Source organism: Thermoanaerobacterium sp. R66 (assembly GCF_028895185.1).
In the GTDB taxonomy this organism is placed as follows: domain Bacteria; phylum Bacillota; class Thermoanaerobacteria; order Thermoanaerobacterales; family Thermoanaerobacteraceae; genus Thermoanaerobacterium.
Window position 1 is genome coordinate 115,740 of record NZ_JAEUWW010000001.1, and the last position, 12,614, is coordinate 128,353.

Genomic DNA, 12,614 nt, shown 5'->3' on the forward strand with positions numbered 1-12,614 from the left:
ATCACTATTATTATTTGACAGTCTAAATAGATATTATGACGGATATATTACATTTAATAATGCCCTCTATAAACATTATAGAATACAACTGTACTTGAAGCAAGCAAATAAAATTATCAAATAGGAATTTTCATAAAACCCAACTAAACGTTGGGCTTTTTTTAGTGTAAATTAACTTTATTAAAATATTGAAAAAAGTTAAAGAATGTAGTATCATGTTATTAAGATGACAATGAATGTGAAAGGAATGTGTGAAATGGATGTTACTACTGCTTCGCTAAAAATCGAAGAACTGCTTTTATATGCCTTAAAGCATGGCATAATAGAAAGTACAGACTATATCAAATGCCGCAATTCACTGCTGGACTTATTTGAGATACAAGAGCCGTACGATGGTATTATAAATGATGTTGATTTAGATGATCCACATGAGATTCTCAATCCTCTTTTAGATTATGCATACGAGAAAGGTTTTATCAAGGAAAATACGATTACAAACAGAGATCTTTTTGATACGCGGATCATGGGCTTGTTGATGCCGAGGCAGTCTGAAGTGATAAAAAAGTTTGATGACATAAAAAGGTCATTAGGCATTGAAAAAGCCACAGACTATTTTTACAGCTTATCAAAAGATTCATATTATATCCGGATGGATAGGATAGCGAAAAATAAATATTGGAGGACAGATACAGAATACGGCAGTTTAGAGATTACAATCAATCTATCAAAGCCTGAAAAGGACCCAAAAGACATAGCAGCAGCCAAAGCATTAAAAGAGACAAATTATCCCAAATGCCTTTTGTGTATCGAAAATGTAGGTTTTAGCGGCAATTTGAACCATCCAGCAAGACAAAATCACAGGGTAATACCTGTCACTGTTGCGGGAGAGCAATGGTATTTTCAGTATTCACCTTATGTATACTACAACGAACATTGTATATTGCTTTACGAAAAACATGTGCCGATGCAAATATCAGAAAAGACGTTTATCAGATTGCTGGACTTCATAGACCAATTTCCACATTATTTTATTGGTTCTAATGCTGATTTGCCGATAGTAGGTGGTTCTATCTTATCACATGAGCACTTTCAAGGTGGTCGTCATGTATTTCCTATGGAGGAAGCAAAGGTAGAAGAACGTTATAAAAGTGAAATGTTTAAAGATGTGGACGCTGGAATCTTAAAGTGGCCTTTATCAGTAATAAGGCTTTCAAGCAAAAATAGAGATGAATTGATTGAGGCGTCATCCATAATTTTAAGAGAGTGGAGAGATTACAGCGATCCATCTGTTGATATAATTGCTTACAGCACAATTGGTGGTGAAAAAGTACCCCACAATACCATAACACCTATTGCAAGGAAAAACGATGAGGGCATGTATGAGATGGATTTAGTCTTGAGGAACAACAGGACTACCGATGAATACCCTTATGGTATTTTTCACCCACATGAGGAACTTCACCATGTAAAGAAGGAAAATATAGGGCTGATTGAAGTGATGGGTCTTGCTGTTCTTCCTGGAAGGCTAAAAAAAGAACTTGATGAAATAGAAATGATATTATCAGGTGATAGAAAATACGATAAAGATGAGATTTCTGAAGGTGATCCGCTTTTTAAACATGTACCATGGATTGATGAGCTTGTCAGTAAATACGGTGTGAATCTCAAAAAGGAAGAGGCAGAAGTTGTAGTAAAAGATGAAGTAGGGGAAATATTCCTAAAAGTATTGCTGGATGCAGGCGTCTTTAAACGTGATGAAAAAGGAAAAGAGGCATTTGACAAGTTTTTAAGCAGCATACATTTTAAAAAAATTTAATAAAGGAGAGGAATTAAATGGCAACAAAGGTTGTAGAAGAATTTAAAAGAATCTATGGCAGTAGCGAGGGAGTAAGGCTATTCTATTCGCCAGGTAGAGTAAATTTAATAGGGGAACACACAGATTACAATGGTGGATACGTATTTCCATGTGCCCTTGATTTTGGGACGTTTATGGCGATAAGAATGAGGGATGATGAAAAGATATGCCTTTCATCTTTAAACTTCGACCTAAAAGTTGAAGCAGATATAAACGAATTAGTTTATGACAGAAAAGATGACTGGGCAAATTATCCAAAGGGCGTCTTAAAAGTTTTGCAAGATGAAGGCTATAAGCTAAGAGGGTTTGAAGCGCTATACGAAGGGAACATACCAAATGGAGCAGGACTTTCTTCTTCTGCATCCATAGAACTTGTGACTGGTGTGGCTATGAATGAAATTTTAAATTTGGGAATTGATAGAGTTGAATTAGTTAAAATGTGTCAAAAAGCTGAAAATAATTTTGTCGGCGTCAATTGCGGTATAATGGATCAATTTGCTGTAGGAATGGGCAAAGCTGACTATGCTATATTTTTAAAATGTGATACAATTGATTATAAATACGTTCCACTTAAATTAGATGGTTATAGGATAGTTATATCGAATACAAACAAGCGAAGGGGGCTTCAAGATTCTAAGTACAACGAGAGAAGGAGTCAGTGTGAGGCTGCATTAAGCTACCTTAAGAAAGAATTGGATGTAGACAATCTTGGGCAGGTTACACTGGAAGAATTCGATAGATACAAATACTTGATACCGGATGATGTATTAATAAAGAGGGCAAGACACGTTGTGACAGAAGATGAGAGAGTTTTAGATGCTATTGAAGCGTTAAAAAATAATGACATTAAACGATTTGGTCAACTGATGGTACAATCTCACAATTCGTTAAGGGATGACTATGAAGTTACCGGCAAGGAATTGGATGCTTTAGTCGATGAAGCGCTTAAATTAGATTACGTTTTAGGCTCAAGAATGACAGGCGCAGGATTTGGTGGATGTACCGTCAGCATCGTCAAAGAAGAATTTGTAGAAGACTTCATTAGAGAAGTGACGAAAGGATACAAAGAAAGAATAGGTTATGAGCCATCAATGTATGTGACGGGTGTAGGAGACGGAGCAAAAGAAATAAAATAGAAAGGGGTATATATTGTATGTCTATTTTAGTGTGCGGTGGCGCTGGATACATTGGCAGTCATACTGCCTATGAGCTTTTTAAAAGAGGAGAAGATGTAATAGTAGTTGACAATCTCATAACAGGCCATGAAAAAGCGGTAATTGGAGGCAAGCTTTACGTTGGCGATCTTAGAGATAGCGAATTTTTGGACAAAGTTTTTGAAGAAAATGACATAGAAGCTGTCATAGATTTTGCGGCATTTTCTCTGGTGGGAGAAAGCGTCGGTAAACCTCTGGACTATTATGAAAACAATGTGTATGGGACGATGTGCTTATTAAAAAAAATGGTTAAATACGGCGTTAGGAAGATAGTTTTTTCATCAACTGCTGCCACATATGGAGAGCCTGAAAGAATACCGATAAAAGAAGATGACAAGACATTTCCTACGAATCCTTATGGCGAAACTAAATTGGCTGTGGAAAAGATGCTAAAGTGGTGTGACAATGCTTATGGGATAAAGCATGTTGTGCTTAGGTATTTTAATGTGGCTGGCGCCGATGAAAGTGGAGTCATAGGAGAAGATCATAATCCTGAAACACATCTTATACCGCTAATATTGCAAGTGCCATTAGGGAAAAGAGAGTTCATAGAAATCTACGGTGATGACTACGACACAAAAGATGGTACTTGTGTAAGAGATTATATACACGTTACAGACCTTGCTGATGCCCACATCTTGGCATTAGATAAGCTAAGAAGGGATAGCAGTAGTGCAATATACAACCTGGGAAATGGAGAAGGGTTTACAGTCAAGGAAGTGGTTGAAACAGCAAGAAAGGTGACCGGACATCCTATACCAGCGAAAATTGCCGCAAGGCGACCGGGAGATCCTGCAAAATTGGTAGCATCATCGGAAAAGATTATAAATGAGTTAGGCTGGAATCCTAAGCACAATTCACTTGAGGAGATTATAGAGTCTGCGTGGAAATGGCATAAATCAAATCCTTATGGATTTGGCGATAAATAGAGGTGGTAATTTTGGCAGATTTGATTCCAGTAAGTTACAAATTATTAAAGGGCATGAATGAAAGTCTCATATTGAATGTGATACGTCACAACAAATACGTATCAAGGTCTGAAATAGCAAAGATAACGAATTTGACGCCACCTACAGTTACGAATATCATAAACAAGCTTTTAGAGGACGGACTTGTGAAAGAAGACAAATTAGGAGAATCCAGCGGTGGAAGGCCGCCTGTCATATTGAAGATAAACAATGAAGCTTTTGATATAATCGTTATAATAATCGGGACAGATATAATGGAAGAGTACCTGTTGGACGCTGAACTTACCATAAAAGAATCAAAAGTTGACAACATAAAAAAGGAAGATTCGGAAAGCATATTCAAGCTTTTATTCGATAGAATAAGGCATTTAAAAGATATTTCAAAGAAAGAGATAGCTGGGATCGGCATAGTAGTTAGAGGTCCTGTAAAGTCAAGCGAAGGTATATCCGTATTTTCTCCTAATATAGGGTGGAGAAATGTGCCTATAAAGGACATGATAGAAAAAGAATTTGGAATTCCTACGTTTGTTGAAAATGACGTCAGAGCCATGGCTTTAGGGGAATTCTACAACGGAATTGCTAAAAATGTCGGCAATGTTGTGTTTTTAAAAGTAGGACATGGAATAGGTTCAACAATAATATTGGATGGCAAAATATACAGAGGAATTAACGACATGGCTGGTGAGATAGGACATACTACAATCGACGTTGCCGGTCCTAAATGCAGTTGCGGCAATTACGGATGTTTTGAAGCTTTGGCATCTGAGAAAGCATTGGTAAACAATGTGGTAAAAAGAATAAAAGAGGGATCTTATTCTCTTGTGTCTGAATACGTCAACGGAGACTTGGAAAATATAACAACCAGATTTGTGTACAAAGCCGCGGAAGAAGGGGATGAAGTTGCTTTATCTGAGTTAAACAAAATCGCCATTTACTTAGGCATAGGCATTGCAAATATAGTCAATGTCTTTAGCCCTGAGCTAGTGCTTATATCAGGTGGGATAGTAAGAGGTCGAAAGTTTATAGAAGACGTTGTATTGGAGACTATTAAAAAGAGATCTTTTGAAGCAAATTATTCATCCTGCAGCATTGCCTTTTCAAATCCAGATTATAATACAGCCTTGATGGGTATATCAAATATAATATTAGATAGTATTTTGTAATGCTATCTAATATTTTTTTGTCATTGAAAATTCTCAGCATACCATTTATAATTGAATTATAGACTGATATAGGAGAGGTAAACGATGTTTGGAAATTTTTTTAATAGAATGTACTATGGCGATCCATATAGACCCGATTTAAAAGCTGATGATATTCCTAAGAAGGGTATGTCTTTGTTTCTTGACATTTTAAAAAACAACTTCTGGCAACTTATAAGCCTTAATCTTTTATTGATTGTGTCGTGCATACCTATCGTGACGATAGGACCTGCTTTGGCTGGATTCAATAATGTGCTTAGGAATCATGCACTTAATAGAAATGTATGGCTTTGGAATGATTTCAAAGACGGGTTTGTTAAGAATTTCAAGCAAAGCTTTATAATTACGTTGATAAACGCTTTAGCAGCTTTTATATTAATCAATAATTACAAAATTTATTCTTCATACAGTACAGGCTTTATAAAAATTGCGGGCAGCTATATTACCATATTTATTGGCTTTATACTTGTTCTCATGAATGTGTATATTTATCCTTTGATGGTTACGTATGATTTAAAGATAAAGCATATATATAAAAATGCTTTGATATTTTCAATCATAAAGTTGCCTCAGACGATAGGCATAGTGCTATTAAGCTTATTATTGTTTGGACTTTGCATTTTATTTGCGTTCATTCCGCTTATTGTCATCGGATTTAGCTTAGTTGGGCTTGCCATAAACGTATATGATAGAGGTGTGTTTGAGAAGTACATTGACAGCAGAGTCAACCAAGAAAACAAAAAAATGGAAGATGAACCTGAAGATCAGTAGGACGTATAAAACCTTCCATAATGGATAATATAACTAACGTTAGCTTATATTACACATTATGGAAGGAGCAAAATATATATGGAAAATAAGGAAAGCTTAATGAAAGTTTTATCAGATGGCATAAGCAGTGAATCGCTGGCGATTGAACAGTACATGGCTGATTTAGACAAGATTCGCAATCCTTACGTGAGAAATATCTTTAAGAAAATCTTGTCTGATGAGAAATCACATCAAAACAGCTTTAAGAGAGCTTATGATTTTTTTGGTAAGACTCGCAACAATGAGCTTACATGGCAAGATAATGTATCGATGAGATTTAAAATGTTAGGCAATTTTATGGGTACAAATACTACAAAAGGTTTTTTATTGGGGATAAGTGCTGCTTTTATACTTGCATCTATAGGTCCAAATATAAAAAGGGCTTTGAAGCCAGTAGCTGTTGGTGCTGTCTCTGGTGCAATGACATTGTCTGAAAAGATGAAGAATTTAGCAGATGCAGCGAAACAGAACATCGATGGCATAGCAAAAGATGCTGTAAAATACAAAGAGGAGCAGTTGTCAAAAATGAGAAGTGATAGCGATGAGATTGCAAAAAGCATCATAGAAGAGCTGCAGAATCAAAGGGATGCAGCCTTAAAAGAAGCACAAGATTTAAAAGCCAGGATGGATGCATTAGAAAAAGAAATAAGTGAACTTAGTAAAAATAAAGAGTGATATGGAATGTTTAATGTGAATATAGATAGAGTAAGAGGTGAATCTTATGAAAAAGCCTTTTGCTCTTTTTTTAATTTTATTGATTGTTGTTTTTTTAGTCACATGGCCATATTACATGTACTTGTATGAAACAGGCAAAATAAACTTTACACAGACAGATGATGAAGATTACAGGGGGATAATTACATTTTGCGATTTTCCCCATTGGTCAACTGATGATCCTATTGGTTTTAATTTTATAAAGAAAAAGATACAGGATTTCGAATATTTGCATCCAGGGGTTATAATTGAATTTGAGCCAATTAGAAATGGAAATTTTTATTATGATGTCAATGATATAATTGGCACGGATAAACCTGATATAATCCCTATAACTTCAGACAGTCCATTTATTTACAATGATAAATTAGAGCCACTTGACAAATTTTTTGGTAAAAGTTATAAGAATTCATTAAAAGAAGATGTCCTCAATGGATTTATGTATAATAATAGTGTTTATGGCATTCCTTTAGGGATGTACACAAGTGTCCTTTACATAAACAGCGATTTGTTCAGCAAAAAAGAAGTGGAAGTTCCTCAAAATGGAGAGTGGAGCTACGAAGAGTTTCTAGATGATATGGCTAAGCTTACATATCAAGAAGGCAAAAAAGAAAAAAAGGATTTCTATGGAATAACTATGTATATGGAAAGAAGCTATAATCTTTGGGGGTTTTTGATGGCAGACGGTTTAAATATAATCAACGATAAAGGGATAGTTTCCTTTAAGGGGCTGCAGGCGGAGTCTGGCATTAAAAAATTGATAGAATTGTACGCAAAAAGTGCGATAGATCCTGTGTCTTTTGGTGGTGATTACAGCAAAGTGTGGGATAGTTTTACAGTCAATAAAGAAAGCGCTGTCTTGGTCGATGAAAGTTACAAAGTCCAATACCTCAAATATCTTGAAAATAAGAATAAACTTTTTCAGTTTGATATTGCGTTGTATCCAGAAGGAGATGGCGATGTGCCTATCACAATATCTCCAAAAATTTACGGTTACGGCATTACAAAGCAGAGCGACAAAAAGAAATTGGATATGGCGTTTAAATTTGTAAAATTTATTGCAGATTCTCAAGAAAGCGTAGAGAAAATAGGGTTTATACCAGTCATAAAGGATGTACCTATAACCGACGAAATTATGAAAAAAATTGACATGGCAGTGAAATACACTGATAATATACCGAAGAATTGGCATGACAAAAATATCATGTTTAATAAAGCATTAATAGATGGATTAAAAAATAAAGAAAGCGAGAAAATGATTTTGGAAAAAATCCAAAAAGCATTAAATTAGTAGCGGCTGTTTATCGTCTTTTTCGTAATCAAAACCATCTTTGCCGTGAATTTATTGTTGCGAAGCCGCTTAAATCCTTCAGGGTGAAATATGCCCAAAAGAAAGCTTTCATAATGGGTTATTATGAATCTTTCAAGAGGTGATTTCATGTCCATTACTTCAAAGCCAAGCATTTCCACACCTTGATTGAAAAGTGTGTATCCCATAAATACATTTACATCTTCGAAATCATGATTTTCATTGATGTAAGCTTTTAATGCTTTTAAAGATTTTTTAAACCTTTTTAGTGCTATGATGCCAATAGCAATAGGTGAACTGCTGCTGGAGGTTATTTCTGTAAGGACTTTATTGTTTAAGTGAAGCTCAGCAAATTTATCGCCTCTATCTAAAACTGTGCCATCTTTCAGCACGATCCTCTTACCTCTGTATTTTTTTAATGCGATTCTTATTTCAGAGTCGTCTCCACCTACTGTATGGATATTATTTAATTTTGCAAATACAAGTTCCCACAAAGACCAAATGTACATAAAAATCTTCTTCATAATGATTACCCCGTTTACGAAAAGATAAATTTATTTATGTCTACAATCTCTAAGTTCTTCTCTTTTATTCCACTTATTATCTTATCAAGAGCTATAAGCATTGTCTCAGGAGCTTCTTTGTCTGACCCTATGTTGTCGCTGCTGTCGTGAAATATTAAAATGTTTCCGCCCTTTACTTTGTTTAATACGCGATTTACTATCAGATTTGGGTCTTTTACTTTCCAATCCCAGCTCATGTAACTCCATAAAATTATTTTGATGCCTAATTTTTTTGAGTACCGGTAGATAAAAGTTGTAAACAATCCCCATGGTGGTCTATAATATGAAGGATACTTTCCGGTAATCTGAGAGATAATTTCAACCGATTTTAATAATTCCTTGTACGTAGCAATAGGTCCTAAAAACCAGTTTATGTGATGCTTATAACCGTGTATGCCTATCTCATGACCTCTATTTACGATTTCTTTGGCTAAATCTGGATACTTCTCAACTTTGTCTGCCAACAAAAAAAAGCACGCTTTAACATTGTATTTATCCAGAAGGGACAAAAGTGTAGGCGTGTACTCGGGATCTGGGCCGTCATCAAAAGTAATCGCTATCCATGGCACTTTCTTTTTTCTGCTTGTATATATGACATTATAATGGAAAATACGGCCCAGCATGGTAGGAAGCAGTGCTACTAAGACTAAGTAAAGTATGTAAATTTTTATCATGAATTTTATCATTCCGCTAATTTCCCCCTTACAATAAGATTATATACGTAAAAAATGAATCTTACAAGTTTATAGAGCTTGAAATGAATGCTAATGCTATTTTGCTTGAAGAATTTAGAAAAAAAATTTATAATAAAAGAGGCGAATTTAACTTAATTGAGAGGATTGTTTAGATGATGAATCATTTTATAAAAAAATTTGTAGCAATTATTGTGACAATGCTTATCTCTGTATCCGTTGTAGGGTGTGGCAACAACGATCAACAGTATACACGTACTGATTTTATGATGGATACTGTCATGCAAGTTACTGCATACGGCAGAAATGCCAAAAAAGCAGTTGACGAGTCCATGAACAAATTGAAAGAAATCGACAACCTTATGAGCAGCCAGAAAAGCGGTAGCGACATACAAAAGATAAACGACAATGCTGGTGTAAAGTATGTGAAAGTAAATCCAGAGACATTTTACGTCATAAAGACGGCTTTAAAGTACAGCAAAATAAGTGGTGGATATTTCGATATAACTATCGCTCCGTTGGTGAATTTATGGGGTATCGGCACTGATCATGCCCATGTTCCGACGGAAAGCCAAATTAAGGATGTCATGAAATACATAAACTACAAAGACGTCTTGCTGGACGAAAAGAACGATGAAGTTAAATTAAGCAGAAAAGGCATGGCAATCGATTTGGGAGGAATTGCTAAAGGCTTTGCTGCTGATGAACTGGAAAATATCATGAAAGAAAATGGTGTAAAGCACGCGCTTATAAATTTAGGCGGCAGCAGCGTATACCTTTATGGTTCAAAGCCAGATGGCTCCAATTGGAATATAGGCATACAGAATCCTTTTGGAGATAAAGGTACGTATTTCGCCATTGTTTCAGGCAAAGATATGCTTATTGACACATCTGGCAATTATGAAAGATATTTTATTCAAAACGGAAAAAGATACCATCACATATTAAATCCTTTTACAGGGTATCCTGCAGAAAGCGGCGTCGTCAGTACAACAATAGTTTCTACTAATATTAAATCTATTGATGCTGATGCGTTATCTACAATCACCTTTATTTTAGGTGTTGATAAAGGGATGAAATTGATAGAGAGCATGCCTGGTGTTGATGCGATTTTTGTTACACCGGACTATAAGGTATATGCAACATCAGGACTTAAAGGTAAATTAAAGATAACAGATTCGAGGTTTAAGCTGTATGAAAATAGGTGATAAGATTTTAATAGGAGTGCTTTTGATTATTTCTTTTGCTTCTGCCTATTTTACTTATGACAAGGCGCTATCAAGAACTGGCACAGATGTTGTAATTGAAGTAAATGGTTCTAAGTACCAAGAATTGCCTTTAAATGTTGATAAAACAGTGACAATTCACAATGGCCAGCATTTAAATGTGGTTGAGATAAAAGATGGTAAGGTAAGAATGGAAGAAGCCAATTGTCCAGATCAGATATGTGTCAAAACAGGCTGGATAGAAAAAGAAGGCCAGCAGATAGTATGTCTCCCTAATAGAGTAGTGGTGAGAGTTACAGGTGGCAAAAAAGGAGAAGTAGACGACGTAGTATATTAAATAGCCGCACACTTTAAGATGTACGGCTATTTTTTTATCATTAGATATCTTAATGTGTTTGAGAGTATGTCTTTTACAACAGGTGCTGCAATTTCGCCACCCATATGGCCATTTTTAGTAGGATTTCTTATGACCACTAAGACGGCTACTTGAGGGTTGTCCACAGGTGCAAATGCAGCGAAAGATGCTGTGTATTTACCGGGTGAGTAATTTTCAGTTGTGCCTGATTTTCCTCCTACAGTAAAGCCAGGTATTTGACATGCTGTTCCTGTACCCTCATCGACGACTTTTTTAAGCAGTTCTTTCATTGTGTTTGACGTGTCCTGCGATATAACTTGTCTTATGACTTGAGGTTTAAATTCTTTTATGACTTTATCACCTGATTTTATTTCTTTTACTATATTTGGCTTCATCAAGTATCCACCATTTATAGTTGCTGAAAAAGCATCTATCATTTGAAGTGGTGTTACTGCTATGCCTTGTCCAAAAGACATGGATGCAAGGTCTACAGGATGAACGTTTTTCTCTGGTATTATCATGCCAGACGCTTCCCCAGGAAGCTGTATTCCGGTTGGGCTTCCAAATCCAAAGGCATTTATGTACTTGTACAATGTATTTAATTTAAGCCGTTCTACGATTATCTTCATGAATACTGTATCGCTGGACATTGCAACTGCTTGTGAAAAATCGATATTTCCTAATTTTGTCCAGCTATTTATCCTGTGGCCTGATACTATGTAGTAACCTGGATCGTAAAATTGCTCATTTGGCGTGACTAAAGATTCTTCTAATGCAGCAGATGCTGTTACTACTTTAAATACTGATCCTGGTTCGTACAGATAAGACACAGCAGGATTTGACCATGTGTCGATGGAGCTGACCTTATTTGGCTCGTTTGGATCAAAATCAGGAATATTTGCCATGGCTAAGATATCGCCAGTCTTCGGATTCATCACGATTGCTGAAATGCCGTTAGCTGGACTGTAAGTTTCATAAGCTTTTTCTATGGCCGTTTCTGCATATCCTTGAATAACCGAATCGACAGTAAGGACTAAGTCATCGCCTTTTTCTGGTTCGTACAATTTTTCGGGAAGTCCTATTACATGACCTACTTCATCAGTTGTGGCTACTTCTAATCCCGATGTTCCTTTTAAATATTTATCAAATGAGTATTCTAAACCGTATAGACCATTTCCGTCTACACCAGTGAATCCTAATGTCTGTGACAATAGACTGCCGTCAGGATAGCTTCTAATGCTGGTATCTTCTACGTATATGCCTGCAAGGTTTAACTTTTTTATCTTGTTTACATTGTCCAGTGAGACATTTTTTTTAAGGACAGTCCACTCAGAATTTTTATTGCTTAGAAGCTTATACAGTGAATCTTTTTTCATGCCTAATAAGCTGTACAATTTGTCTGCGACTGCATCTGGGTGTGTTATATTTTTAGGCGCAGCATATACATCGCCGCCGCTTACATTAGTGGCCAGGATATTTCCATTTGCATCGTAAATAATTCCTCTTTCTGGCTTTAGTACTATCTTGGATGTGGTTTGATTTTTGACGGCCAGCGAATACTTTGGAGCCATTACAATCTGTAGCCATATTAATCGTGCTAAAAGACATGCGATTAAAAATAAAAATGTAATTAGTACCAGCAAAATGCGCTTTTTATTTATTGATGCCAATTGAAAGTATCCCCCTTGTACGTTTATAATTTTATT

At 35.8% G+C, this 12,614-nt stretch carries 12 protein-coding genes; 9 read left to right on the forward strand and 3 right to left on the reverse strand.

Going from position 1 to position 12,614, the window contains the following annotated elements; all coding sequences use genetic code 11:
* Positions 1–256 precede the first annotated feature (256 nt).
* The 7 genes from galT (at position 257) to JJQ93_RS00520 (ending at position 8,054) form a co-directional block, all read left to right on the forward strand.
* The gene (galT, locus tag JJQ93_RS00490; protein ID WP_274894020.1) at positions 257–1,816 is read left to right on the forward strand and encodes a UDP-glucose--hexose-1-phosphate uridylyltransferase; all 1,560 of its coding nucleotides are present in this window, start codon (positions 257–259) and stop codon (positions 1,814–1,816) included.
* Between the two features lie 17 nt (positions 1,817–1,833).
* Positions 1,834–2,991 (forward strand): galactokinase, encoded by a 1,158-nt coding sequence (locus tag JJQ93_RS00495; RefSeq protein ID WP_274892365.1) that lies wholly within the window; start codon positions 1,834–1,836, stop codon positions 2,989–2,991.
* Between the two features lie 17 nt (positions 2,992–3,008).
* The gene (gene galE / locus JJQ93_RS00500; RefSeq protein WP_274892367.1) at positions 3,009–3,998 is read left to right on the forward strand and encodes a UDP-glucose 4-epimerase GalE; all 990 of its coding nucleotides are present in this window, start codon (positions 3,009–3,011) and stop codon (positions 3,996–3,998) included.
* 11 nt (positions 3,999–4,009) lie between these two features.
* On the forward strand, positions 4,010–5,200 hold the full coding sequence (locus JJQ93_RS00505; RefSeq protein WP_085112256.1) for an ROK family transcriptional regulator: 1,191 nt from the start codon (positions 4,010–4,012) through the stop codon (positions 5,198–5,200).
* An 84-nt stretch (positions 5,201–5,284) separates the two neighbouring features.
* Positions 5,285–6,010, forward strand: a complete 726-nt coding sequence (locus JJQ93_RS00510) for a YesL family protein (RefSeq protein WP_274892369.1) — start codon at positions 5,285–5,287, stop codon at positions 6,008–6,010.
* A gap of 78 nt (positions 6,011–6,088) precedes the next feature.
* Positions 6,089–6,724, forward strand: coding sequence for a ferritin family protein (locus JJQ93_RS00515; RefSeq protein WP_274892370.1), 636 nt, complete (start codon positions 6,089–6,091; stop codon positions 6,722–6,724).
* Between the two features lie 46 nt (positions 6,725–6,770).
* Positions 6,771–8,054, forward strand: coding sequence for an ABC transporter substrate-binding protein (locus JJQ93_RS00520; RefSeq protein WP_085112253.1), 1,284 nt, complete (start codon positions 6,771–6,773; stop codon positions 8,052–8,054).
* On the opposite strand, the gene JJQ93_RS00525 is transcribed toward JJQ93_RS00520, so the two are convergent.
* Complete coding sequence (locus JJQ93_RS00525) at positions 8,051–8,596, reverse strand: YkoP family protein (RefSeq protein ID WP_274892371.1); 546 nt, start codon at positions 8,594–8,596, stop codon at positions 8,051–8,053. The two genes, JJQ93_RS00520 and JJQ93_RS00525, sit on opposite strands and share 4 nt — an antisense overlap.
* Before the next feature lie 14 nt (positions 8,597–8,610).
* Positions 8,611–9,321: a polysaccharide deacetylase family protein gene (locus tag JJQ93_RS00530; protein WP_085112251.1), complete on the reverse strand. Its 711-nt coding sequence runs from the start codon at positions 9,319–9,321 to the stop codon at positions 8,611–8,613.
* Between the two features lie 164 nt (positions 9,322–9,485).
* On the opposite strand from JJQ93_RS00530, the gene JJQ93_RS00535 reads away from it, so the two are divergent.
* The gene (locus JJQ93_RS00535) at positions 9,486–10,535 is read left to right on the forward strand and encodes an FAD:protein FMN transferase (protein WP_350494232.1); all 1,050 of its coding nucleotides are present in this window, start codon (positions 9,486–9,488) and stop codon (positions 10,533–10,535) included.
* Complete coding sequence (locus JJQ93_RS00540) at positions 10,522–10,890, forward strand: NusG domain II-containing protein (RefSeq protein WP_085112250.1); 369 nt, start codon at positions 10,522–10,524, stop codon at positions 10,888–10,890. The genes JJQ93_RS00535 and JJQ93_RS00540 overlap by 14 nt, the downstream gene beginning before the upstream one ends.
* Before the next feature lie 26 nt (positions 10,891–10,916).
* Here JJQ93_RS00540 and JJQ93_RS00545 read toward each other — a convergent pair whose 3' ends face one another.
* Complete coding sequence (locus JJQ93_RS00545; RefSeq protein WP_274892374.1) at positions 10,917–12,578, reverse strand: peptidoglycan D,D-transpeptidase FtsI family protein; 1,662 nt, start codon at positions 12,576–12,578, stop codon at positions 10,917–10,919.
* Between the last annotated feature and the right edge of the window lie 36 nt (positions 12,579–12,614).